General features: G+C 64.5%; 20 protein-coding genes and 2 pseudogenes. 8 read left to right on the top strand and 14 right to left on the bottom strand.

Annotation, left to right across the window (positions count from 1 at the left end):
* Nucleotides 1–54 precede the first annotated feature (54 nt).
* Nucleotides 55–2,634, bottom strand: a pseudogene (locus V474_RS21545) (Tn3 family transposase); the annotation flags it as partial.
* A gap of 91 nt (nucleotides 2,635–2,725) precedes the next feature.
* The gene (locus V474_RS21550; RefSeq protein WP_330219654.1) at nucleotides 2,726–3,925 is read right to left on the bottom strand and encodes a dihydrolipoyl dehydrogenase family protein; all 1,200 of its coding nucleotides are present in this window, start codon (nucleotides 3,923–3,925) and stop codon (nucleotides 2,726–2,728) included.
* Here V474_RS21550 and V474_RS21555 point away from each other — a divergent pair.
* Nucleotides 3,899–4,927 carry an IS110 family RNA-guided transposase gene (locus V474_RS21555; protein ID WP_059153006.1) on the top strand — a complete coding sequence of 343 codons (1,029 nt, stop codon included), beginning with the start codon at nucleotides 3,899–3,901 and terminating at the stop codon, nucleotides 4,925–4,927. The genes V474_RS21550 and V474_RS21555 overlap by 27 nt on opposite strands.
* Nucleotides 4,928–5,060: 133 nt before the next feature.
* Here the strand turns inward: V474_RS21555 and V474_RS21560 are convergent, their stop codons facing one another.
* The 3 genes from V474_RS21560 to V474_RS21570 all read right to left on the bottom strand — a co-directional run bounded on the left by V474_RS21560 (nucleotide 5,061) and on the right by V474_RS21570 (nucleotide 6,279).
* Nucleotides 5,061–5,462 carry an FAD-dependent oxidoreductase gene (locus tag V474_RS21560; protein ID WP_407938357.1) on the bottom strand — a complete coding sequence of 134 codons (402 nt, stop codon included), beginning with the start codon at nucleotides 5,460–5,462 and terminating at the stop codon, nucleotides 5,061–5,063.
* A 79-nt stretch (nucleotides 5,463–5,541) separates the two neighbouring features.
* The gene (locus tag V474_RS25230; protein ID WP_017503487.1) at nucleotides 5,542–5,847 is read right to left on the bottom strand and encodes a heavy-metal-associated domain-containing protein; all 306 of its coding nucleotides are present in this window, start codon (nucleotides 5,845–5,847) and stop codon (nucleotides 5,542–5,544) included.
* 36 nt (nucleotides 5,848–5,883) lie between these two features.
* On the bottom strand, nucleotides 5,884–6,279 hold the full coding sequence (locus V474_RS21570) for a mercuric transporter MerT family protein (protein WP_014072602.1): 396 nt from the start codon (nucleotides 6,277–6,279) through the stop codon (nucleotides 5,884–5,886).
* 76 nt (nucleotides 6,280–6,355) lie between these two features.
* Here V474_RS21570 and V474_RS21575 point away from each other — a divergent pair, with 76 nt between their 5' ends.
* The 3 genes from V474_RS21575 to V474_RS21585 all read left to right on the top strand — a co-directional run bounded on the left by V474_RS21575 (nucleotide 6,356) and on the right by V474_RS21585 (nucleotide 8,383).
* Nucleotides 6,356–6,778 carry a MerR family transcriptional regulator gene (locus V474_RS21575; protein WP_014072603.1) on the top strand — a complete coding sequence of 141 codons (423 nt, stop codon included), beginning with the start codon at nucleotides 6,356–6,358 and terminating at the stop codon, nucleotides 6,776–6,778.
* A 167-nt stretch (nucleotides 6,779–6,945) separates the two neighbouring features.
* Complete coding sequence (locus tag V474_RS21580) at nucleotides 6,946–7,506, top strand: recombinase family protein (RefSeq protein WP_017184234.1); 561 nt, start codon at nucleotides 6,946–6,948, stop codon at nucleotides 7,504–7,506.
* 112 nt (nucleotides 7,507–7,618) lie between these two features.
* Nucleotides 7,619–8,383 carry an IS6-like element IS6100 family transposase gene (locus tag V474_RS21585; protein ID WP_001389365.1) on the top strand — a complete coding sequence of 255 codons (765 nt, stop codon included), beginning with the start codon at nucleotides 7,619–7,621 and terminating at the stop codon, nucleotides 8,381–8,383.
* Between the two features lie 55 nt (nucleotides 8,384–8,438).
* On the opposite strand, the pseudogene V474_RS21590 reads toward V474_RS21585, so the two are convergent.
* Nucleotides 8,439–9,005: pseudogene (locus V474_RS21590) on the bottom strand (TonB-dependent receptor plug domain-containing protein); the annotation flags it as partial.
* A 441-nt stretch (nucleotides 9,006–9,446) separates the two neighbouring features.
* On the opposite strand from V474_RS21590, the gene V474_RS21595 reads away from it, so the two are divergent.
* Entirely contained in the window at nucleotides 9,447–10,451 is a 1,005-nt protein-coding gene (locus tag V474_RS21595) for an NAD(P)H-dependent flavin oxidoreductase (protein WP_015449285.1), read from the top strand.
* 5 nt (nucleotides 10,452–10,456) lie between these two features.
* Nucleotides 10,457–11,092 (top strand): TetR-like C-terminal domain-containing protein, encoded by a 636-nt coding sequence (locus V474_RS21600; RefSeq protein WP_007684910.1) that lies wholly within the window; start codon nucleotides 10,457–10,459, stop codon nucleotides 11,090–11,092.
* An 18-nt stretch (nucleotides 11,093–11,110) separates the two neighbouring features.
* Here V474_RS21600 and V474_RS21605 read toward each other — a convergent pair whose 3' ends face one another.
* From V474_RS21605 to V474_RS21630, 5 genes are all read right to left on the bottom strand, one after another.
* Complete coding sequence (locus V474_RS21605; RefSeq protein WP_025161107.1) at nucleotides 11,111–11,575, bottom strand: winged helix-turn-helix transcriptional regulator; 465 nt, start codon at nucleotides 11,573–11,575, stop codon at nucleotides 11,111–11,113.
* Between the two features lie 143 nt (nucleotides 11,576–11,718).
* The gene (locus V474_RS21610; protein ID WP_015449286.1) at nucleotides 11,719–12,729 is read right to left on the bottom strand and encodes an NADP-dependent oxidoreductase; all 1,011 of its coding nucleotides are present in this window, start codon (nucleotides 12,727–12,729) and stop codon (nucleotides 11,719–11,721) included.
* 150 nt (nucleotides 12,730–12,879) lie between these two features.
* On the bottom strand, nucleotides 12,880–13,599 hold the full coding sequence (locus V474_RS21615) for a hypothetical protein (RefSeq protein ID WP_015449287.1): 720 nt from the start codon (nucleotides 13,597–13,599) through the stop codon (nucleotides 12,880–12,882).
* Between the two features lie 367 nt (nucleotides 13,600–13,966).
* On the bottom strand, nucleotides 13,967–15,178 hold the full coding sequence (locus tag V474_RS21625) for an acetyl-CoA C-acetyltransferase (protein WP_013054067.1): 1,212 nt from the start codon (nucleotides 15,176–15,178) through the stop codon (nucleotides 13,967–13,969).
* Between the two features lie 35 nt (nucleotides 15,179–15,213).
* Complete coding sequence (locus tag V474_RS21630) at nucleotides 15,214–16,011, bottom strand: IclR family transcriptional regulator domain-containing protein (RefSeq protein ID WP_021247407.1); 798 nt, start codon at nucleotides 16,009–16,011, stop codon at nucleotides 15,214–15,216.
* Nucleotides 16,012–16,081: 70 nt separating this feature from the next.
* Between V474_RS21630 and V474_RS21635 the strand changes: the two genes are divergently transcribed.
* On the top strand, nucleotides 16,082–16,801 hold the full coding sequence (locus tag V474_RS21635) for a CoA transferase subunit A (protein WP_007684919.1): 720 nt from the start codon (nucleotides 16,082–16,084) through the stop codon (nucleotides 16,799–16,801).
* Entirely contained in the window at nucleotides 16,801–17,439 is a 639-nt protein-coding gene (locus V474_RS21640; protein WP_007686450.1) for a 3-oxoacid CoA-transferase subunit B, read from the top strand. The genes V474_RS21635 and V474_RS21640 overlap by 1 nt, the downstream gene beginning before the upstream one ends.
* 115 nt (nucleotides 17,440–17,554) lie before the next feature.
* On the opposite strand, the gene V474_RS21645 is transcribed toward V474_RS21640, so the two are convergent.
* The 3 genes from V474_RS21645 to V474_RS21655 form a co-directional block, all read right to left on the bottom strand.
* Nucleotides 17,555–18,736 carry a cation:proton antiporter gene (locus tag V474_RS21645; RefSeq protein WP_021247406.1) on the bottom strand — a complete coding sequence of 394 codons (1,182 nt, stop codon included), beginning with the start codon at nucleotides 18,734–18,736 and terminating at the stop codon, nucleotides 17,555–17,557.
* Nucleotides 18,737–18,958: 222 nt separating this feature from the next.
* Nucleotides 18,959–20,356 (bottom strand): efflux transporter outer membrane subunit, encoded by a 1,398-nt coding sequence (locus tag V474_RS21650; protein ID WP_015449290.1) that lies wholly within the window; start codon nucleotides 20,354–20,356, stop codon nucleotides 18,959–18,961.
* Nucleotides 20,353–23,403, bottom strand: a complete 3,051-nt coding sequence (locus tag V474_RS21655; RefSeq protein WP_059153314.1) for an efflux RND transporter permease subunit — start codon at nucleotides 23,401–23,403, stop codon at nucleotides 20,353–20,355. Before V474_RS21655 ends, V474_RS21650 begins: the two co-directional genes overlap by 4 nt.
* Nucleotides 23,404–23,406 lie beyond the last annotated feature (3 nt).

Here is a 23,406-nt window from a genome sequence, read left to right on the forward strand (position 1 = left end):
TGAGCGGGAGCCATCCACTCCATCGTCTGGCGTACTTTCCACGCTACGCCCTCAATCGAGCGTGAACAAAGTGCGCTCGATACGGCCCAGTTCAGCCAATGCAAAATCCAGCCTGTTCTGGCGTTTGTAGGCGGCAAGTTTTCGCAAGATTACTGACGGCGCCACCGTGCCATCCTTGATTGAGGCGACAATCCTGACGATGTCATCCCAATCGGCCTCGATCGCTGCCGTTTTGATGGTGCGGCCCATCAGATTTTCGATGCCCTTGTATGTCGATGGCGCAGCGATCGAACCCAGCTTGCGGTCGCCAATATCGCGCAGCCGGGGCGCGAAGCGGAACCCGAGTAGGTGGCAGAGTGCGAAAACATGATCGGTGGCGCCGCCGGTATCGGTATAGTGCTCATGCAACGGAAGGTTGCCGGCGCCCAGGACAAGCCCGTCGAGCACGTAAGGCGCTTCACCTGCCGTCGCGGACATGATCCGTGATCCGAATGATGCGAAGTGATCGGAAAGGTGAGAATAGATTTTCACGCCAGGTTCGGCGCCATATTTGGCATTGACGTCCGCCGCCCCTGAACGGCTCCGCCCCGACCGGAAGAACTGGCCATCGGACGACGAACTGGTGCCAGCGCCCCAATGCCGCGCGAAGGGTAATTCGTGATGGGCTGAGATGATCATGGCCAGCGCGGCCTGATAGTTCTCGGGTGAAAGATACCAGTTGTGGGTCCATGCGAGTTGGGCATAGCTGACGCCTTCGCTGGCATTGGCCATCCGCTCCAGCCCGAGGTTGGTGCCATCAGCCAGAATTGCGGCGAGTACCGTGCTGGGGTTGTCGTGCTCCTTGCCTGAGCGCAGGTCACGGAATGCGTTCAAAAAACCAGTGCGTTCGGCGACTTCAAGCAGCAGCTCGGTGATGCGCACGCGGGGAAGCAGGGTATCGAGCTTGCGATCGAGGGCTTCAGCTTCCGGTGGGGTGACAGGCGGCATTTGCTGAAGCTTGAGCCGGTCTCGTTCGAGCGACACTCCCTCAAGCTTGTTTGTTTTCAACTGCTTGGCAAATCGGCGCAGCCGCCAGTCAAGATTTCGTGCCCGGTCAGCGAGGTAGGATGCAGCATTTGAATCGAACGGAAGCACATCCGCCACTTTGGCGGCGTCGCGCCGACCCAGCAAATAGGCATCGAAGCGCTGATAGTTGCGGGTTCCCTCGATCCATACATCACCGGCGCGCAAACGATCACGCAAGGTTGCCATGATCGCAATTTCATAACGTCGGCGGTCGATACGGCCGCTTTCGGTGATGAGACGCTTCCACTGCCGATTGGGGAATGGCAGTGGAACGCCATCGGGAAGGTCGCGCGACTTTCGTGTGTTCGCATCGCGAATGACATCGATGGCTTTGATCAGTGCCGTCCCTGTTCCAGACGCCTTGAAGGTGAAGGCGTCCAGAAATGCCGGGCTGAAACGCCGTAGCGTGGCGTAACGCTCGGTTGCCGTTACCAGTGCGTCCTCGCCGGCAAGATCAGCAAGGGCATCTACTTGGGCCTTTGCCGCAACAAGCCGGTGCCAGCCCACCGCTTCGTCAATCAATTCGAGCGGATCGCCGCCATTCTGGACAGCCTCATCAAGTGCTGTAATCGTGGCGCCAAACAGCCGCATGAGTTGCCCCACCGACTGAATACTATCTTGGTAGCGACGCTCGCGCCCACGCCGCGCGCGCGTGAACATGCCGCCGATAAGTCGGTCAAACATTTGGATCGCGGCATCGGCAAGTCTGGCCTCAAGGTCGATCACTGCGGCCGTCAACGTCGCCCGCCTGCGATTGACGCTGTAATCCGAAAGCAGGAATGCCGGTGCCACGCCGCCCTCGCGGACAAATTGGGCAAAGCGGAATTCCGGAATGGCGCCCCCAACTACCGGGTGGATACCTATGCCGCGAACATAGCGCAGGCGCTCAAGCAAGCCATTGATATTGGCCGCAGTCGGGGCTTCTTCGAAATTACGCAACCACGCCAGCGGTGTCATGCCGAAATCCGGGTTGTTGATTACGAGTTCGTCTAGCCGTGTCAGTTCAGCAGAGCTGAGGCCTTCGACGATTGCGGCTGCGGCAGCTTTGCGTGCGCGTGCCCGGCCAGCAAGACCGGCGCGTTCCAGTGTGTCGCCTGACGGAAGAATGAACCGCTCACCCTTCAGGCCAACCATGAGGGCGCGAACAATCGGTTCACCTCTGTCTGTATACTCGGCGGCTTGCGCGGCAAGATTCAGGGCAAGTGCCAGGTCGCCGCGTCGAAACGGGCGTATGCCAAGATAACGCGCCACGAGATCGGCATGATCGGTACGGGTTTGCGCGCGCTGACCATATGCAGAGAAGGAGGAAGGATCGACGAATAACTGTGCCGCGAGGTACTGAAGAATGACGTCGGGAAGCCCGATCTCGGGTTGCAGACCAAAGCCGGGATGTCGCATCAAAGCGATTTGTGCAGCCAGACCGAGGCGATTTGCTGGACCATAGCGGCGCCCAACCAATTCAACATCTTCCGCAGAAAGGGTATAATGCCCAATGATCGCGGTTTCTTGGACAGGAGGATCGAACAGGCGCCGGCGCTCGTCTCCGGTCAGAAGTCGGCGTCGTGCCATTTTGCTCTCCCGCTGAGGCGAATAACAAAATTGACACCAAAGCGGCTTGCACTGGAGGGAGGCCATTCGTTGCCGGTTGATCCCCGAGCAATCACCCGGCGCAGCAAGACAGTTTGGCGACATCCTTATCAAACGTTTGGGCCGCCAGTTTGAGGCCTTCCACAGTGGTCAGGTAAGGAAATATCGTTGCACCCAATTCCAGGGTGGTCATGCCGTGTTTGATCGCCAGCACCAGTGTCTGGATCGAATCCGCGCCTTCGGGTGCCATGATCTGGCCGCCCAGCAAACGGTCGTTCGCCTTGTCGGCAATCAGTTTGATGAGACCCCGCGTATCGCGTGCTGCCAGTGCCCTTGGCACAGCATCGAGCGGGAGCAGCGAAACCTTGATGTCCAGGCCTTGCGCCCGTGCTGTCGTTTCAGTGAGGCCGGCGCTGGCGACTTGCGGGTCGGTGAAGACGACGGATGGCATGGAGGAATTGTCGTAGCGGTATTGGTTGCCCGTCACCGCGTTGCGCGCGGCCAGTTTTGCGCCATAGGCGGCCATGTAGACGAACTGGTCCCGTCCCGTTACATCGCCCGCCGCGTAAATGCCTGGAACCGACGTTTCGAGGTGGTCATCGACGACGATTCCACCATTACGGGCAAGCACTATGCCGCGCTCCTCCAGCCCAAGCCCGTCGCTATTGGGTCGGCGTCCGGTGGCGATGAGCACCTGTTCCGCCGCGACGGTGTCACAATGCCCCTCGCAGGTCAATTCGACCCCGCTCTGTGTTTGGGCGATACGCTGATAGCCGACACCTGCGCAAACCCGCACGCCCTCGGCTTCCAAATAGTTTTTCAGCGCGGCACTCACTTCCGGGTCCATTTCGGGGAGCAGGCGGCTTCGGCAGCAGATGGTGACATCAACGCCCAGACGCGAAAACATCTGTCCCAGTTCTACCCCGATCACCCCGCCACCGATCACCAGCAGCGATTTGGGCAAGCGATCCAGCGCCAGCGCCGATGTGCTGGTTAGGTAGGGCACGCTGTCCATCCCCGGAATCGGCGGCACGGCGGCGTGCGCACCCATCGCCAATATGACCTTGCCGACCTTCATGGGCGCATCGCCGACAATCAGCGCACCATCGGCAAAGCGTGCCTTGCCCTCGATATAGCTCACACCGTCATAGGCGGGCAGCAGATCGACATATTTTATGGAATGGCCCGCCCCAACTCTCCCGACATCGGTTACAATGCCGGTGCTTGAATAGAGGAGGAACGAGCCATGACTATTGTGATGATCGGAATCGATTTAGGCAAGAACAGCTGCAGCCTTGCCGGACTGGATGAGAGCGGCGCGGTGGTTTTGCGGCGTCGGATGCAGCCGGCGACGATTGTAAGTTTTGCGGCAAAGCAACCCCATTGTACGATCGCGATGGAGGCATGCTGCGGAGCGCACTATCTCGGCCGGCTGCTGTCGTCTCAGGGCCACACGGTCAAGCTGATGGCGCCGGAGTATGTGCGCCCCTACGTGAAAGCGCAGAAAAATGACGATCGAGACGCTGAAGCGATAGCGGAAGCGGCGACGCGTCCGACGATGCGCTTTGTCGACCTCAAGACGCAGGAGCAGCTTGATATTCAATCGCTGCACCGGGTGCGCTCCCGTCTCGTGGGCGCTCGCACAAGCCTGATCAACCAGCTCCGGGCTGTGCTGCTCGAACGGGGCATGACTGCGCCTCAAGGGCGACGCAAGTTCGAACAGGCTATTGAAGGGCTGCTCAACGATCCTGAGCGTTTGCCCGAAGGACGTGTGCGGCAGCTCGTGGTCGACATGCGCGAAGAATGGTTAGGTCTGGACGCCCGGATAGGCAATCTCGACACAGAGTTTGTTGCACTTGCTCGTGCCGACGAAACTGCGCGACGACTGACCTCGATCCCGGGGATTGGCGCGCTTAACGCGACGGCGCTACTGGCCGCGGCCGGAAACGCCGAAGGCTTCGACCACGCGAGAGATTTTGGCGCCTGGCTAGGTCTGGTGCCCAGGCAGCACACCACCGGTGGCAGACCCAGGTTGCTTGGTATCAGCAAGCGTGGGAACACGTATTTGCGGACGCTATTGATCCACGGCGCGAGAGCCGCGCTGCCCACTCTGGAGAAAACCGACTCAGCATTGGGGCAATGGTTACGTGATCTGCTCGCAAGGCGACATCGCAACGCGGTCGTTGTGGCGCTGGCCAACAAAATGGCTCGGATCGTCTGGGCGCTGATCAGGCACAAGGCCGTGTTTTCTCTTAAACCGGCGATAGTCGCTTGATGCAATCGATCACCGGCAGACGACCTGTTTGGTGATCCACGGAATGTCTGCGGGAGGAATTTTGAAGATGGCCTGACGGTTCACCGACGTCCCAACAGCCTGACCAAAAAAATGGCACTTGATGCCGTGACTTTTATGAGGCCAGGGACGTGCGGCTCTCCATCTTGGCAACGGCCCAGCCGTTATGCCGTATACGTTGATGCAGACCAGTCAGTTGCCAGTCGAATAAAAACTCTTGCGGACGGGGCGGGCCATACGTTTTTTGGCGCAGCGTCGTGACAAGATCGTCCTTCGACGCCGCCAATACGGACCAGTCATCCATCTGGACAGCGCCCCCAAGGCCGGGAAAGCGCGCGGCGGCAAGCCCACCATGCACCGCTTCGGCGGCGCGGATCAGCGTCTTGGAAGGAACGCAGCCAACATTGACACAGGTGCCGCCAATCGTGCCGTGACCGACGAGCGCCACTTTCGCGCCCAGATCGGCAGCGGCGATCGCGGCGGAGAACCCGGCAGAACCCGCGCCGATGACGGCCACGTCAAATCCTTCCTGCCCGGGGCGGTTGCAACAGTCGTTCATTGCTTATCACTTTCTTGAGGCGCTGGCGGCGCCCCGCTCAGTTTTGAATAGCGCGCGCCGGATAACCCGCGTTGGTTGATGCAGCGGCAATCGCAGCAGCATTGGTGCGGCGCGGGTTATAGGTTGCGCGCGCGGTCTTGGCTGCGAAATCGACCGTGACCGCCGTTACCCCGGCGACGCCTTCCATCGCCTTCTTCACGGTGATCGGGCAGGTGGCGCAGGTCATGTTCTCTATGGCAAAGGTGGTTTGCTTCTGAGCGGTTGCGGTAGCCGCGGGGCGATCTTGCGCCGTGCCACTAACTGCATAGGCGACCCCGCCGCCAGCCATAGCCAGCACGGCCATAGCGATACATACTGTCTTTTTCATGGGTATTTCCTTTCAATAGAACCAGGGTGCCCACCAGTCGATGGTGAGCGCCAGGATGGCGACGGCAAGGCCCAGCCACAGCACCGCCTTGGTGGTCCAAGCCGATTGTGGACGAGCGCAGTAGGAACCGTCTTCACAGGGCGGTTTCGGCTTGAAATAGACATGCCAGAAGCCGTAGCCGAGCAGCGCGAGCGTTACGCCTGCGACATAGGGCTTGTAAGGTTCGAGCGCCGTCAGGTTGGCGATCCACGCGCCGGAAATTCCGAGCATAACCAACAGTAGCGGGACGACGCAGCAAGCCGAGGCGAGCCCCGCGCCGATCAATGCGCCCGCCGCAACCCAGTTTGCCTGCTTCGGCTCGTGGTTTTCGGTGAGGGCTGGCTGTCCCGCTTCCGGCGTTGAGACCATGGCTTGAATCCCTTGTTCCAACTGAGTGATTCGCAGTGTAGGCTCTGTAGCCACTACAGACTCAAGAGGTATTTTCATGGAGCAACAGGTCGGCATCTTGCGTGCCCAGCTTGCCCGGAAAACAGGCTGCAATCTCGAAACCATCCGCTATTACGAGAAGGTGGGATTGCTGCCGGGGCCGCCTCGCAGTTCCAACGGCTACCGCGTCTATTCGCCGGAACTGGTGCAAAGGTTGCAGTTCATCCTGCGCGCGCGCGACCTTGGCTATGCAATGGATGAGATACGGTCATTGTTGTCGCTCACCGATACCGGTGCACAAACCTGCGCGGAGGTTATGGCGAGAACCGAACTCCACCTTGAAGATGTCCGCCGCCGCATTGCAGATTTGCAGAAGATAGAGGTGACGCTGGCGACCACGTTAGCCAGATGCACTGGAGATGACGTTGCCGAATGTCCCATCCTGGAAGCACTCCAGTTTTTACCCCATCAAGGCAATTGACGCCATCTTTGAGGGATTTGATTTTGTGATGTCAGCTTGGAGTATAGCCTAACCGGACGTCAGGATGCAGCGGCGGTTTCTGTCAGGATAGGGTTATGGCAAGCATTTATTGACGCATGTTCCGCCGTGTCATAGAATTCAACCTGACATTTTGACCGGAGGCGGCGATGAAAGGCCAGAGGATCGGTTACGTCCGGGTGAGCACATTCGATCAGAATGTCGATCGCCAGTTGGACGGGCAGTCGCTCGACCGGATTTTCACCGACAAGGCATCGGGCAAGGACATCAACCGCCCCGAACTCGATGCCATGCTCGCCTTCGCCCGCGAGGGTGACACCGTCGTGGTCCACAGCATGGATCGATTGGCGCGTAATCTCGACGATCTGCGCAAACTGGTTCAGTCCCTCACCAAAAGAGGCGTCCGGATCGAGTTCGTGAAGGAAAGCCTGGCCTTCTCGGGCGAGGATTCCCCGATGGCCAACCTGATGCTCTCGGTCATGGGTGCGTTCGCCGAATTCGAGCGCGCCCTGATCCGGGAGCGGCAGCGCGAAGGCATTGCGGTCGCCAGACAACGCGGTGCTTATCGCGGGCGGAAACGTTCCCTCTCCGACGAAATGGTCGCCGAGCTGCACCGCCGTGTTGATGACGGCGAGCGCAAGGCCGTCATCGCCCGTGACCTGGGGATCAGTCGCGAAACCCTCTACCAGTATCTCCGCGCTGCCACCTGAGCCGGTTTCACCCAGCCTCGCTCACCCTTAGGCTTGTCTGATTGATACGACGGCTCTGTTGCAAAAATCGTGAAGCTTGAGCATGCTTGGCGGAGATTGGACGGACGGAACGATGACGGATTTCAAGTGGCGCCATTTCCAGGGTGATGTGATCCTGTGGGCGGTGCGCTGGTATTGTCGCTATCCGATCAGCTATCGCGACCTTGAGGAAATGCTGGCGGAACGCGGCATTTCGGTCGACCATACGACGATCTATCGCTGGGTCCAGTGCTACGCCCCGGAGATGGAGAAGCGGCTGCGCTGGTTCTGGCGGCGTGGCTTTGATCCGAGCTGGCGCCTGGATGAAACCTACGTCAAGGTGCGGGGCAAGTGGACCTACCTGTACCGGGCAGTCGACAAGCGGGGCGACACGATCGATTTCTACCTGTCGCCGACCCGCAGCGCCAAGGCAGCGAAGCGGTTCCTGGGCAAGGCCCTGCGAGGCCTGAAGCACTGGGAAAAGCCTGCCACGCTCAATACCGACAAAGCGCCGAGCTATGGTGCAGCGATCACCGAATTGAAGCGCGAAGGAAAGCTGGACCGGGAGACGGCCCACCGGCAGGTGAAGTATCTCAATAACGTGATCGAGGCCGATCACGGAAAGCTCAAGATACTGATCAAGCCGGTGCGCGGTTTCAAATCGATCCCCACGGCCTATGCCACGATCAAGGGATTCGAAGTCATGCGAGCCCTGCGCAAAGGACAGGCTCGCCCCTGGTGCCTGCAGCCCGGCATCAGGGGCGAGGTGCGCCTTGTGGAGAGAGCTTTTGGCATTGGGCCCTCGGCGCTGACGGAGGCCATGGGCATGCTCAACCACCATTTCGCAGCAGCCGCCTGATCGGCGCAGAGCGACAGCCTACCTCTGACTGCCGCCAATCTTTGCAACAGAGCCCATAGCCCTGCGCGTCCAGCGTGTTGAAGCGCGCGAAACTCGCCGTCACGCCCGCGCCCAGCTCATCCCTGGGCTTCGCGGCGATATAGTTGATCGCGCCGCCCGTGGCGTTCTGGCCGAACAGGGTTCCCTGCGGCCCCTTGAGCACTTCGACCCGCTCCAGGTCGAAGGCGGCGCCGGTCGTCATCACGGAAAAGGGCAAGGGCGCCTCGTCGACATAGACGCTGACGGTCGGGCGCGCACCCACCGCCGTGTCGTAGAAGCCCACGCCGCGCAGCGAATAGACCGGCACGCCGCTGCCGCTCTGCACGAAATTGAGGCCGGGCGTGACCTTCGCCAGATCCTGGACATCGTTGATCCCCCGCGCCGCAAGCTGCTCCCCGGTCAGCGCCGTCACCGACATCGGCACGGTGCTGAGGCTCTGGGCGCGCTTCTGCGCCGTCACGACGATGTCGCTGACGCTGTTCAGGCCATTGCCCTGGTCGGCGGGGGCCGCCTGGCCATGGGCGGCATGGGGCAGAATAGCCGCCCCAGCCAAATAAAGCGCCGTCTTGAGCATTTTCATCATCAATCCCCCTCCTGGGCCCATTCGACCGATGGGTTGCCTTGAAATCACAGGCTTGAACGGCACGGCCCGTCGACCGCCGCCGGGCGACACGGCCCGGCAGGGAGCGACGGGGTTCCCGCTGACTGCCTTTCACGAAGCGACGCAACCGGACTCGATCCACTCCGGCATCCCGACTCGTTGCGTTATGTGTATATACACATTCTGCAATGTCAATCATGTTCCGCCGCGCTCCTGCCAAGGCGCGGAAAAGCCCTGGGCAGGCCGAATCGGCGATGCGCAGCGGGGCGGCGACCAGAACCGTCCCGCCGCCGCCCGACATATCGATTCCTCGCAAGGCACTGTTTTCAGGCAATTTTAAAATCCTGCCGTCCGCGCTTGAACAACGATGTTTTCATTGGTAACACTGTTACCGGATTGGGCAGACGACGAAGGAGCTTAGGAATGCGCACGCGGATCACGGAACTGTTCGGGATCGAACATCCGATCATACAGGGCGGGATGCACTATGTCGGCTTCGCCTCCCTCGCCGCCGCGGTTTCCAATGCGGGCGGCCTGGGCCTGATCACCGGCCTGACCCAGCGCACCCCTGAACTGCTGGGGCAGGAAATCGCGAAGGCACGGGATCTGACCGACAAGCCGTTCGGCGTGAACCTGACCTTCCTGCCGACCTTCAACGCGCCGCCCTATGCCGAATATATCCAGGTCATCGCCGAAAACGGCATCCGGATCGTGGAAACGGCGGGGCGCAGCCCGGAAGAATATATGCCGCTGTTCAAGCAGGCCGGCATCAAGGTCATCCACAAATGCACCTCCGTGCGCCACGCCCTGAAGGCCGAACGGATCGGCTGCGACGCGGTCAGCGTCGACGGCTTCGAATGCGGCGGGCATCCGGGCGAAGACGACATTCCCAACATGATCCTGCTGCCATTGGCGGCGGAGGCGCTTTCCGTGCCGTTCGTCGCGTCGGGCGGCATGGCCGACGGCCGCAGCCTGGTGGCGGCGCTGGCGCTGGGCGCCGACGGCGTCAACATGGGAACCCGTTTCGTCGCGACCCAGGACGCGCCGGTCCATGAAAATGTGAAACGGGCGCTTGTCGAGGCGACGGAACTCGATACGCGGCTGGTGATGCGGCCGCTGCGCAATACCGAACGCGTGCTCAACAATCCCGGCGTGGAGAAGATCCGCCAGATCGAACGGGAAAAGGGCGACGCGATCAAGATCGACGATATTTTCGAGCAGGTCGCGGGCGTCTATCCCAAGGTAATGGTTGAAGGCGAGGTCGATGTCGGTGCATGGAGTTGCGGGCTGGTCGTCGGATTGATCCGGGACGTGCCGACCGTGAAGGAACTTGTCGACCGCATCATGAACGAAGCCGAGCAGATCATCACCGACCGGCTGGGCCGCTCCCTGGGCGCAACGGTCCAGAACGCGCTCGAAACGGCATAGGCGGCATGCCGTCCGGCACGGCCCGATGGGAAGGTGGCGTCGACCTGCAACAGGTCCGCGCCACCTATCGGGACGAGACGCGGTCCGCCATCCTCGCCGCCGCCGCGCGCATTTTGAGCGAGGAAGGGCCAGCCGCGCTGACGGTCCGGCGCGTCGCGGAGGTCGTCAACGCTTCGACGAAGATGATCTATACCTGCTTTTCGGGCAAGGCGGGGCTGCTGGACGCGCTGTATATCCACAGTTTCGACGGCTTGGGCCGCGAATTCGGAAAATGCCTGGCAGAACCTGCGCCGGTCGCCCGATTGCGGGCGATATGCAAGGCCTATCGCGCCTATGCGCTGGCGGAACCGGCATTCTACAATGTCATGTTCGGCGACCTCGGCCGGGCCTATGAAGCGCCGCTGGAAAGCCGGCGGCGCGCCTGGTCGACATTCCGCGCCATGCGGGAGGCGGTCGCGGCCTGCCTTCCGGAAGATCGGCGGGACGAAGCCCGGCAACTCTCCCAGATGCTCTGGGCGACGCTGCACGGCGTCGTCAGTCTGGAACTGAGGGGCCTGCTCGGCGAAAAGACGGATGCCGGCGATCTGTATGACAGGACGAGCGAACTCTTCCTCCAGGGAAGCGGCCTGATCCCCTCCTGACCGGCGTCAGCAACCGCGTCAGGCGGCTGCCTTGTCGTCCATGCGCGAGGCCACGAAGTCGCGCGGCCCCAGGACCCGCCCGTCTCTGGCCTTCAGCTCGATCCTGGCCAGCGGTTCGCCATTCTGGCGGTCGACCATCGCATATCGGGCCTCGTCCGGCTTGAAGCATGTGCTTTCGCCCCACTGCCACAGCGCCATGAGAACGACGTACAACCCCTCTCCCTTTGCGGTGAGGACATAGCGGTGGCCGACGCCGTTGTCCGCGTCCGGCTCTATCCGGAAGATGTCATGTTCGACCAGCTTCTTCAGCCGCGCGGACAATATGTTCTTGGCCAGCCCGATAGCCTTCTGGAATTCGCCGAAGCGCTCCCTTCCCTTGAAGGCTTCGCGCACGATCAGCAACGACCACCAGTCGCCGACCACTTCAAGGGAACGGGCAATGCCGCAATCGGCGTTGCCGAGATTGGTCCGCTTTCCCTTCATCGCCATCTCCAACATCACAGGAAGGTTTTGAAGTTAAACCAACTCCGCCGATTTGTCGAGCGTTCCTCCCCGCGACGCCGCCGGGAGCCATTGGCGGGGAAGGCCCTGGTCGTCGCCGCCTTCCCGAACCGCAGGGGACGGCGTCAGTCGATCTTCACGACGAGCTTGCCGAAATTCCGTCCCTCCAACAGGCCCATGAACGCCGCCGGAGCGTTGTCCAGTCCTTCGACAATGTCTTCGCGGAACCGGATCTTCCCTTCGGAAATCCACTGGCTGACCTCGTCCAGGAACTTCGGCCGCTGGTCCCAGAATTCGCCGACGATGAAACCCCGCATCATGATGCTGCGCGACAGGATGATCCGCATCGCGGCGGGCAGATGATCGACCTGTTCGCCGGACGATCCGTTATACTGGGCGATCAGGCCGCAGACGGGCACCCTGGCGAAATTGTTGAGCAGCGGCAGCACGGCCTGCCAGACGGCGCCGCCGACCAGTTCGAAATTGATGTCGATGCCGTCCGGGCACGCCGCGGCCAGATCGTCGGCGAAGGTCGGGGACCGATGGTCGACCACCGCATCGAAGCCCAGTTCCTGCTTCGCATAGGCGCATTTTTCCGCGCCGCCCGCGATTCCGACGGCCCTGGCGCCATAGAGCCTGGCGATCTGGCCGACCAGCGATCCGACCGGGCCGGTCGCCGCCGCGACGACGACCGTTTCGCCGGGCTGGGGTTTGCCCAGGGTCAGCAGCCCCGAATAAGCGGTGAGGCCGGGCATGCCGAGCACGCCCACGGCGGTGGTGATCGGCTTGAAGCGGTCGTCCAGCTTCACAAGGCCAGTGCCGTCCGAAATGGCGTGCGTCTGCCATCCCAGCCGTCCGGCCACGCGTTCCCCGACCGAAAAGCCCGGATGGCGGGATTCCAGCACGGTCCCGATGATCTCGCCTTCCATCACCCCGCCGACCGGCGTCGGCGCGGCATAGGATTTCCGGTCATCCATGCGGCCGCGCATATAGGGGTCGAGCGACAGATAATTCGCCCCGACCAGGAACTGTCCATCCCCGATGGGCGGCAGGGCCGCGTCCTCTGCCCTGAAATTGGCGGGCGTCACCGCGCCCTGCGGACGTTCGGCAAGGACGATCCGGTGGGTGGTCACCATGGCATATTTCCTTTTTCTTCTGTTCGGTCCGCGCGCCGTTGCGAATGGATGGGCGTTCCGAACGGGATTGCGTGGCGGCATGGGGCCTGCGCTGCGCTCGACCCGGTTCCGCTCTGCCGGCCGCGAGGACGCGGCCGGTTCGAATGCGGGTCAGGCCGCCTGGACGTCCCATAAGTCGATGGCGATGGCGATCCGGTCGAGGATCGGGCGGTTGTCCGCGCCGGCGGCATAGACGCGCCGCTTCGTCGGGAAGATGAGGCCGTCGAACGCCTTGTGATCGGTCGCATAGTTGGCGCTGGTCGTGCCGCCCATGATCTCCACGCTGTAGTCGTGGCGCCGCAGCAGGCCCGATTGATCGAAATAGAAGGTCTGCTGGGTGGAATGGCTGGGCACGCCTTCGGGGAATGTCACCTTCAGCCGACGCCAGGTTTCGCCATTCTCGTCCCAGGGTTCGACCTCTTCCGACGTGAAGCCGGGCAGCCTGAACAGGAACGGCGTGGTCAGATAGGTCCACATCGCATAGCCGGTGAAATAGACGAGATGCTGTTCGTCCCACGGCGTCGGAATGCTGTGCCCTTCGAAGAAGGAGCGCGGATTTTCCCGCTTATCGATCAGTTCGCCGCTGTCGGCGACGATGGCGGTGCTGTCCGGCTCCCAGACGCAATGCTGCCCCTCCTTGAGGAAGGGCGTGAATTCGGTGTGCGGCTTCCGCGTGGAGATCGAGCAATGCATGTCCGCATAGGCGCCGGGCCACTGCTTCACATGCCAGACCGTGCCCTCCGCATGGAAATGGGCTTTCAGTTCATTGATCTGCTCCCAGCGGTCCCAACCGCCATGCGCCGCGATCGCCAGGTCCAACAATTCGCTCACACCTATTCTCCATCGCTCCCCGGCCAATGCCGGATAGGTTTAACTTTGCAACCATGCAGCCCATAGGCCCTTATGGTTTAACTTTGCAACCTAAATTCGCGCGATGGATTCCCGGAGAGGTCGCCGGCAGGGCGTTCGCTAAGGGGATGGGAGCGTCGGCGGGCGCGGAAAAGCGCGGCGCGACAGGATGCGGCGCGGTGGGGCGGCCGGCGCAGGGCGACCAAGGCCGCGCCTTCAGATCATCCATTACCGAGCCGCGGCCGGCGGGTTTCGCCGGCCGCGTCGGTTCACAGCCTGGGGCATCGCGCGGAAAGGCCTGTCCCGCGCCTGTCGAAGGGGCGGGAGCCAGCCTGCCGCTTGAAACCGCTTAGGACCGCTCGAAGATGGCGGCGAGACCCTGGCCGCCGCCGATGCACATGGTCTCCAGACCGTAGCGCGCATCGCGGCGGCGCATCTCGTTCAGCATCGTCGCGGCGATTCGCGCCCCGGTGACGCCGATCGGGTGGCCCAGGGAAATGCCCGAGCCGTTGACGTTGAGCTTGTCCAGGCGGCTGTCGTCCTCACCCCATTCCCACGCCTTGAGCAGCGCGAGCACCTGGGCCGCGAAAGCCTCGTTGATTTCGATAAGGTCCATGTCGTCCCAGCCCAGGCCCGTGCGCGCGAACAGCCGCTGGACGGCGCCCACGGGGCCGATGCCCATGCGGGAGGGATCGCAACCCGCCGCCGCCCAGCCGACGAACCAGCCGCTCGGTTCCAGGCCGAGCTTCGCGAGCTGGTCTTCGGCAACGACCAGGCAGGCCGCGGCGGCGTCATTCTGCTGGCTGGCGTTGCCGGCGGTCACCACGCCGCCCTCGATCGGCTTCAACCCGCCGAGCGTCTCCAGCGAGGCATCCTCGCGGAACCCCTCGTCCCGATCGAAGATCACGGGTTCGCCGCGCTTCTGCGGCACGGCGACGGGCACGATCTCGTCAGCGAACTTGCCCTCGCGCCAGGCGGCGGCGGCGCGCTGGTGCGATCGGACGGCATAGGCGTCCGACTGCTCCCGCGTGATGCCATAGTCGCGGGCGAGATTTTCGGCGGTCTCGATCATGCCCGTGATCACGCCATAGCGTTCGATCGGCTGCGACATCAGGCGGGCGCGGGTCAGCCGGTCGTGCAGTTCGAGGCTGCCCATGCGCGCGCCCTTGCGCAGCGCGGTCGAATAATGTTCGACATTGGACATGCTTTCCGCGCCGCCCGCGACCACGACGTCGGCGGCGCCGGTCTGAACCATCATGGCCGCTTCGATGATCGCCTGAAGGCCGGAGCCGCAGCGGCGGTCGAGCTGGAAGCCCGGCACATTCTGGGGCATTCCGGCGGCCAGCCAGGACCAGCGGCCGATGCTGGGCGCCTCCCCGCTGGGATAGCCATGTCCGAAGACGACGTCGTCGACGCGTTCGGGATCGATCCCGCTGCGTTCGACCAGCGCCTTGATGATCGTGGCGCCCAATTGCCCGGCCGTCAGCGCGGAAAGGCCGCCGCCGAATTTCCCGACGGCGGTCCGAAGAGGCGAAACGATGGCGGCTCGACGCAATGTCATGATGTCAACTCCTGTAGATTCAACGGATTGCGGGTTTATGGATTGGGGCGATGGCTCTGGATGGCGCGCTCAAGCTGACCGGCGGCCGCCCTCAGGTCGGGAAGATAGCGCTCGATCAGATCCTCGCGGCTGTGGGCGTCGGAAAAGGTGGCGACATTGAGCGCCGCCAGGACCTGCCCCTCGCGGTCGCGGACGGGAACGGCCAGGGATCGCAGCCCGACCTCCAGTTCCTCCTCGACCAGGCTCCAGCGCCGCTCGCCCACGGCGACCAGTTCGGTGCGGAGCACATCGGGGGAAACGATGGTGCGTTCGGTCCTCGGCTCCAGGGCGGCGCGCGCCAGCCACCGTTCGGTCTCGCACGGCGCGAGCGAGGCGAGGAGGACGCGCCCCATCGACGTGCAATGGCTGGGCAAGGTGCTGCCGACCATCAGCGGCGCGGCGATCACCTGGTTCCGCTCGGCGCGGGCGATGTAGATGATGCGGCCCGGGTCCGACGGATCGAGCGCGCCGACCGACACCGTTTCCTGAAGGCTGTCGCGCAAGGCGTTGGCGACCGCCTGGCTGGCGCTGGCCAGGGGGGTGGACGTCAGGAACCCGGCGGCCAGCGGCAGCAATTTGGGCGTGAGCGAATAGCGCCCGTCCCGCTCGCGAACATAGCCAAGGCATGTCAGCGTGTGCAGGCAGCGGCCGGCGCTGGGCCGGTTCAGCCCGCTCAGCCGCGCCGCTTCCGTGATGCTGAGCGAGGACTGCCCCTCGAAAGCGCGCAGCACGCCAAGGCCCCGCGCCAGCGAAAGCATGAAGTTGGGATCGGCGGTTTGGCTGTCGTCAGCCATGGGCATTGACCTTTTGCGCTTAAACGAATATTGGCGTTTTTATCCGATAATCGGACAAATAGGGATTATTATGGCAAAGCGCAAGATATTTCCCGACGCTGATGCAGCGCTTGAGGGCGTTCTCTTCGACGGGATGACCATCATGTCCGGTGGGTTCGGGCTTTCGGGCAATCCGGAACATCTGATCGCCGGCCTGCTGCGGAACGGCGTCAAGGAACTCACCGTCATCTCCAACAATTGCGGCGCGGACGGCTTCGGCCTCTGGACGCTGCTCAACAACGGCCAGATCCGCAAGATGGTCTCCTCCTATATCGGGGAGAACAAGCTGTTCGCGGAACTCTATCTGTCGGGCCAGCTCGAACTGGAGCTCAATCCGCAGGGCACGCTGGCGGAACGCATACGCGCGGGCGGCGCGGGCATTCCGGCCTTCTACACGAAGACCGGCGTGGGAACCGTCGTCGCGGAGGGCAAGCCCGTCGAGGAATTCGAAGGGTCGCTCTATGTGCGCGAAACGTGGCTGCGGGCCGACGTTTCCATCGTGAAGGCCTGGAAAGCCGATCCGGAGGGCAATCTCGTCTATCGCAAGACGGCGCGGAACTTCAATCCGAACATGGCGACCGCCGGCAAGATCACCATCGCCGAGGTGGAGGAGATCGTCCCGGCCGGCGCGCTCGACCCCGACCAGGTCCACACGCCGGGCATCTATGTCGATCGCGTGATCCAGGGACCGTCCTATGAGAAGCGAATCGAATTCCGGACCACGCGTCCCCGCACGGAGGAGAAGGCCTGATGCCCTGGACACGTGAGGAAATGGCGGCCCGCGCCGCCGGCGAGCTGCAGGACGGCTTTTATGTGAACCTGGGCATCGGCATTCCGACGCTGGTCGCCAATTATGTGCCCGCCGACATAGAGGTCGTCCTCCAGTCGGAGAACGGCCTGCTGGGCATCGGTCCCTTTCCCTATGAGGATGAAGTCGACCCGGACCTCATCAACGCGGGCAAGCAGACGGTGACCACTTTGCCCACGTCGAGCTTCTTCAGCTCGGCCGACAGCTTCGCCATGATCCGCGGCGGGCATATCGACCTTGCCATATTGGGCGCCATGGAGGTTGCCGGCAATGGCGACCTGGCCAACTGGACCGTGCCGGGCAAGATGATCAAGGGCATGGGCGGCGCGATGGACCTGGTCGCGGGCGTGAAGCGCGTCGTCGTGGTGATGAGCCACAGCGACAAGGCGGGCAATTCCAAGATCGTCGAACGCTGCACCCTGCCGCTCACCGGCACGGGCGTCGTCGACGCCATCATTTCCGACTTCGGCCGGTTCGTGCTGGATCGGGACCGCGGCGAATTGATCGTGCAGGAACTGGCGTCTGATCTCGACATCGATTTCGTTCGCGCCCGGACGGGAATCCCGATCCGGTCGGCCTGATCCGAAATCAGACAGGCGCCGCCAAACAGCGGGGGGAGAGCGTTTTCGCAGGAAGCGGAGACGCTCTCTTTTCTTTTGCCTCTGCCCCGTCCGCGCCGAAGAGGAAAAGGCCCGTTCAGGCCTGGACGGGCGTCGGCGGCTGCCTGTGCGGCGCGGCGAGGATGTTGAACAGGATGGGGGCGAGCGCCGCGCTGATGATCGCGACCAGCACCATGGCCGCGTTGGTCGCGGTGTCGAGCACGCCGATCCGGGTCGCGATGTCGGACGCCGCGACGATCAGGCTGATGCGCGCGCTCAGCAATATGCCGGCGGCCATCGCCTTCCTGCGGCCGTGGATCGGGACCAGCAGCAGCGACGGGATGATCTTGTTGGCGAAGGCGACCGCCACGAAGCCCGGCACCAGCCACAGGGTCTTGGGCGATCCCAGCAGCGCGGGAATATCGAATTTCAGGCCGACATTGATGAAGAAGAAGGGCACGATGAAGCCATAGCCGATGACCTCCAGCCGCTCGCGCCGGTGGCTGCCGCGCGGAACGATCTGCCCCAGCAGCAATCCCGCGAGGAACGCCGCCAGCACCAGTTGCGAATTCAGCATCTCCGCCAGCCAGGCCGTCAGGAACAGCAGCGCCAGGCTGAGCCTGACGAAAGGCAGGCTGGTCCGGTTGTCCAGCCGCGCCGCGGGCACCCGCGCCAGCAGCCTGGGCAGCAGCCGGATCGCCGGGACGGCGATGGCGACAAGCGCCAGGCTGCCCAAGGCGCCCTGCGCGCTGCCGCTGACGACGATCCCGGCCAGGGCGGAAATGGCGATCATCGCGAAGAAGTCGACGAGCAGCGCGGCCGAGAGGATCGTCTGCCCGTATATGTCGCTGGCGATGCCCTTTTCCTGTATCATCGGCACGACGATGCCGACCGAGCTGGTCGAAAGGATCGCGGCATAGATCGCCAGGTGCACCAGGGGCGTCCCCGGGTCGAGCAGCAGCCAGGCGCCAAGGCCGGCCATGGCAAGGGTCAGCAGCGATATGAGGATGGCCAGGATGAGCGGCCTCGCCCGCTGCGCCCCCTGCGGCCGGGCCAGCAACGCGCCGAAATCGACCTCCAGCCCCGCGATCACCATGGGTATGGCAAGCCCGATCTGGGCGAACAGCTCCATCGAGGGACCGGGCGACAGGAATCCCAGGCCATGCGGGCCGACCAGGATCCCGAACGCGATTTCCAGCACCAGCGCGGGCAAGAGGGCCTTGGGCATCCATTGGGCGACGACGGCGGCCAGTGCGCTGCCGGCACAAGCCAGGGCCAATATGGAAACTATCACTTGTCCCTCTATGTCCTCATCGTGGCGCGGCGGCGGATGCCCGCTTCCTGATTGCCGACCTTCTCTCCGGCGGCGCCTGAGGGTCGATCCGTTGGTGCGCGGACGGCAAGCCCTTATCCCATGAACGACCGGCACTCAACCGTTGGTTCCGGACGGATGGGACGAGTTGCGGGGAAGCCCACCCCGATGTCCGCCGGACCCGCCGCGTCAGCCGCCGAACGCCCGCCATCCGGCAACCGTCGCGCGCGCGGCGTCTCCCTGCGCCAGCGCAAGCGCGTCGGCCGCCTGGAGAACACGGCGCTGCGCCTCGACCAGTTCGGCCAGCGAAACATGGCCCGCCCGATAGGCGCGATCCAGCGCGTCGCAGGCGGCGGTCGCGGCCCGGACCTCTTCGGCATGGACGGCTTCGCGCTCTCTGGCGGTCCGCCAGGCAACGACGGCGCGTTCGACATCCTCGGCGGCGCGCAGCGCGGCATTACGGAACTGGGCGATGGCCTCCCGCTCCGCGCCCTTCGCCCGTGCGACCTCCGCATCGACCCGGCCGAAGTCGAAAAGCCGCCAGCGCAGGCCCAACCCGCCCTGCACCACGCTCGCCGGGCCGGAAATGAGCCTGCCCGCGTCATTGCCCTGAAAACCCAGCAGGCCCGACAGGGTGAATTTGGGATAATATTCGGCAAGGGCGACGCCCAGCCGCGCATGGCCGGCAGCAACGCGCCGTTCGGCAGCGACCAGATCCGGCCTGCGCCGCATCAGATCGGCGGGCAGCCCCATGGCCGCGAAACCGGCGACCGGCACCGGCTCCGGCCTCTCCAGCGCCTGGACAACCGAATCCGGCAGGCCGCCGGCCAGCACCGCCAGCCGCGCCAACTGCGCCTGCGCCGCCTGGTCGAACTCGGCGATCCCGGCGCTGATCGCGGCGGTGGAGGCGCGGGACTGGTCCAGTTCGAAACGGGCAGCCGCGCCATGGACGAAGCGGGCGCGGACGATATTTTCCAGCTTCTGCGCCGCCGCCGCCTGATCGACGGCGATGGAGCGCCTGCGCTGCGCGGAACGAAGGAGGATATAGGCATCGCCAATCTCCGCCGCCACGGTGAGGCGGACGGCCTGGCTGTCGGCGACGGCCGCCTCCAGTTCCGCGACGGCCGCTTCCCGCCCGCGCTTCAGCCCGCCGGCAAGGTCCAGTTCCCAGCTTGCCCCGCCGACCAGTTCGAAACTGTCCTGCGTCCGGTCGAAATCCGGGACATAATCGGCGATCTGCCCCAGCCCGGCCCTCAGCGACTGGCGCGTCCGGACCGCGGAACCGTCCAGCGATCCCGACGGCATCCGCGCCGCCCGCGCCGACCCGGCGGCCGCCCTTGCCTGGTCGACCCGCGCCATCGCCGCCTCCACGTCGAAGCCGCCCTTGAGGCCGCGCGCGACCAGATCGTCCAGCATGGGGTCGGCGAAATCCCGCCACCACGGCCTGCCGCCCGGCTCCACGATCAGGGGAGCATTGTGAAAGGCGGCCGGCAGCGGCAAGGCCGGCCGTCGATACTCCGTGCCCGCGGCGCAGCCGCCCAGCAGGGCAAGGCCGATCAGGGCGGCCAGCGACCGATTCGTCGTCACGACGCTTCTCCCGTCCGGGCGAGCAGGAGATAGACGACCGGCGTCGCCACCCGCGACAGCAGGGTGGAGGCGATCAGGCCGCCGATGATCGCGACCGCCATCGGGCCGTACAGCCCCGATCCGCCCATGGCCAGCGGCAGCAGCCCGCCGATCGCCGTGACGGAGGTGAGCAGCACGGGCAGGAAGCGCATCTCGCCCGCCTGCTCGATCGCTTCGCGCATGGCGATCCCCTGCCCCCGCAACTGTTCGGTGAAATCGACGAGAAGGATCGAATTCTTTATCTCTATGCCGATCAGCGCGATCAGGCCGATCATCGCCGTGAAGCTCAGCGAATTGCCCGTCAGCCACAGCGCCAGGACGGCGCCGAGCAGGCCGAGCGGTATGATGCTGGCCACCACAGCGACGAGCCTGAAGCGCCCGAATTCCATGACCAGCACGGCCAATATGCCGAGGCAGGCGACGATCGCCGCCGCCGTCATCCCCGCATTGCCGCTTTCCTGCTCCTCCGCTTCGCCGCCAAGCGCGATGGTGTAGCCCGCCGGCAGGCGCACGGCCCCGCGCACCCGGTCGAGCGCGGCTTGCGTCACCGCGCCCGTCAGATGGCCTGCCCCGACATAGGCCGTCAGGGTGACGGATCGTTCGCGATCATGGCGTTCGATGCGCGCCGGTCCCGTTTCCATGCCGGGATCGGCAAGGGCGCGAAGCGGCACCGCCCGGCCGTCGACGGACGGAACATGGATCCGGTCGAGCGCCTCGACCCTGTTGCGCTGCGCCATGGGCAGCCTGACGCGGACGGGATAGTCGTCCCCTTCCGCATCGCGAAGGCGGCCGGAAAATTCGCCGTCCAGCGCCAGCCGGGCGGCCTGTCGGGCGGCGCCCGCCGGGACGCCCAGCGCAGCCGCCTTCGCCTCGTCGATCCCCAGCGCCAGGTCGGCGCGGTCCTGGCGGACCGGATTGTCGACGTCGCGGATGCCCGGCGTGCCGGCCATGGCCGCCTCCGCCCGCCGGGCAAGGGCGCTCAGGGTAGCGAGATCCTCGCCGGCGATGCGGATTTCTATGGGGGCGGCGATCGGCGGACCCTGAACGAAGCCCAGGACGGTGATGCGCGCCCCTGGAAAGGCGGCGAACTCCCGCCGCAGGTCCGAAAGAAGCCGGGCGGAATGGGCGGGCCGGCCGTCGCGCAAAGACACCGCGACCTCCGCGAAGGCAGGGTCGGGATCATGCTGGCGGACATTATAATATATCTGGGGATTGCCCCGGCCCAGATTGGCGGCGAACCATTCCACCTCCGGCGCCCGCGCGAGCCTCCGTTCGACCTGGCGCAGGACCGCGTCGGTCGCGGGCAGCGAAGCCCCCTGCGGCAGTTCGATGCGGACCAGGAATTGCGGCGTGTCGGCCGGCGGGAAAAGGCTGGTCCCGATGGCCGCGATCAGCGGCGCGATGAACAGGCAGAGCCCGCCCAGCAGCGCCAGCGCCAGCCCGGGCCGGTCGAGCGCGCGATGCAGCACGGGCGCGTAGAAGCGATGGACGCCCCGCTCGATCATCGCCAGCATGCGATTGCCCTTCTCATCCTCGCGTGCGGGCAGCACCCGGCTGGCGACGAAGGGAATGATCGTGAGCGCGATGACGAAGGATGCGGAAACCGTGGCGATCACGCTGACGGGAAGGGAGCGGATGAACGCGCCCGACCCTTCCGGCAGCGCCAGCAGCGGCAGGAAGGCGAGCAGCAGGCAGGCCGTGCACCCCGCGACCGCCAGCAATATCTGCCGCGAACCCTCCATGGCGGCGGTGACGCGGTCCTCGCCGGATCGCTGGCGGCGCGTGATGTTCTCGACCACCACGACGCTGTCGTCGACGAGCAGCCCCAGCGAAAGCACGAAACCGCTGATCGAAAGCTGGTTCAGCCCGAACCCCAGCGCCTGCAGGATGGCAAGGCCGGCAAGCAGCGACAGCGGGATGGCGAACATCACCACCCCGGCGGCGCGCAGCCCCAGCGGAAGCAGCGTGATGGAGACGATGGCCAGCGCCAGCAGGAAATCCCGGTAGAGGCCGTTCAGCCGCCGCTCCACATTGCTGGCCTGGAAGAAGCCATATTCGAGCTTGACGCCGCCGGGGACCATCCGCTCGAAACAGGCCAGTTCCGTCCGGATCGCCTGGGTCAGGACGCCGATGTCCACGCCCTCCTTGGCCGTGGCGGTAAGCAGCAGGGCGCGCCGGCCGTTGAAGCGGACGACATGCTCCGGCTCCCCGCTCGCCCATTCGACCCGCGCCAGGTCGCCTATGCGCGCCACCGCCCCCTCGCGGGAAAGGACCGGAACCCGCCGCACATCGTCGAGCGAGCGAAAGGCGCCGCCGGTCCGGACGATCAGGCGGCGCTGCCCCGCATTGACCGATCCGACGGGCGCCTCGTCGCTGGCCCGCTTCAGCGCGTCGACGACCAGCGAGGCGGGCAGGCGCAGTTCGGCGAGGCGGCCCGGATCGATCGCGACGCGCACCTCCATCGGCGGCGCGCCCCAATATTCCGCCCGGCGCACGCCGGGGATGCGGGCAATATCCTCCACCATGTCGTCGGCGAATTTCTCCAGCCGCCGCATCGGCAGCCGGTCGCTGACCAGGGCGGCCTGGAAGATCGCCGTCTCGCTGGTCCGGTTGCGGACGACGTCCAGCCGCGTGACGCCGTCGGGCAGCGTCGGCCGCAGGGCCGTGACCTCGCGGACGACCTCCTCATATTTGCGCTCGGCGCTGCTGGACCAGTCGAATTCGGCCTGGATCGTCGCCGCGCCGTCGGTCGCGCTGGCCTGCACGTCCTTCAGGTCGTCAATGCCGTAGAGGGCATTTTCGACCGGCTTGATCACCAGCTGCTCCAGATCGGCGGGCGTGGCCCCCGGCATCGCGATGCGGATGCTCATGCCCGGAACCGGGAATTGGGGGTCTTCGGACCGCGCGACGCTGATCCAGGAGGCAATCCCGACCGCCAGCGCCAGGCCTGTCAGGACCAGGGTCAGGCGGCTGCGCCGGATGAGGAAGGCGGCGGGGTTGAAGCCCATCTC

Source organism: Novosphingobium barchaimii LL02, from assembly GCF_001046635.1.
Lineage (GTDB): Bacteria > Pseudomonadota > Alphaproteobacteria > Sphingomonadales > Sphingomonadaceae > Novosphingobium > Novosphingobium barchaimii.

Coding starts and splice junctions, on each gene's coding strand:
- V474_RS21555 (WP_059153006.1), top strand. CDS start 3,899: ATGACTATTGTGATGATCGGAATCGATTTAGGCAAGAACAGCTGCAGC.
- V474_RS25230 (WP_017503487.1), bottom strand. CDS start 5,847: ATGGCCGTGCTGGCTATGGCTGGCGGCGGGGTCGCCTATGCAGTTAGT.
- V474_RS21570 (WP_014072602.1), bottom strand. CDS start 6,279: ATGGTCTCAACGCCGGAAGCGGGACAGCCAGCCCTCACCGAAAACCAC.
- V474_RS21575 (WP_014072603.1), top strand. CDS start 6,356: ATGGAGCAACAGGTCGGCATCTTGCGTGCCCAGCTTGCCCGGAAAACA.
- V474_RS21580 (WP_017184234.1), top strand. CDS start 6,946: ATGAAAGGCCAGAGGATCGGTTACGTCCGGGTGAGCACATTCGATCAG.
- V474_RS21585 (WP_001389365.1), top strand. CDS start 7,619: ATGACGGATTTCAAGTGGCGCCATTTCCAGGGTGATGTGATCCTGTGG.
- V474_RS21595 (WP_015449285.1), top strand. CDS start 9,447: ATGCGCACGCGGATCACGGAACTGTTCGGGATCGAACATCCGATCATA.
- V474_RS21600 (WP_007684910.1), top strand. CDS start 10,457: ATGCCGTCCGGCACGGCCCGATGGGAAGGTGGCGTCGACCTGCAACAG.
- V474_RS21605 (WP_025161107.1), bottom strand. CDS start 11,575: ATGAAGGGAAAGCGGACCAATCTCGGCAACGCCGATTGCGGCATTGCC.
- V474_RS21610 (WP_015449286.1), bottom strand. CDS start 12,729: ATGGTGACCACCCACCGGATCGTCCTTGCCGAACGTCCGCAGGGCGCG.
- V474_RS21625 (WP_013054067.1), bottom strand. CDS start 15,178: ATGACATTGCGTCGAGCCGCCATCGTTTCGCCTCTTCGGACCGCCGTC.
- V474_RS21630 (WP_021247407.1), bottom strand. CDS start 16,011: ATGGCTGACGACAGCCAAACCGCCGATCCCAACTTCATGCTTTCGCTG.
- V474_RS21635 (WP_007684919.1), top strand. CDS start 16,082: ATGGCAAAGCGCAAGATATTTCCCGACGCTGATGCAGCGCTTGAGGGC.
- V474_RS21640 (WP_007686450.1), top strand. CDS start 16,801: ATGCCCTGGACACGTGAGGAAATGGCGGCCCGCGCCGCCGGCGAGCTG.
- V474_RS21655 (WP_059153314.1), bottom strand. CDS start 23,403: ATGGGCTTCAACCCCGCCGCCTTCCTCATCCGGCGCAGCCGCCTGACC.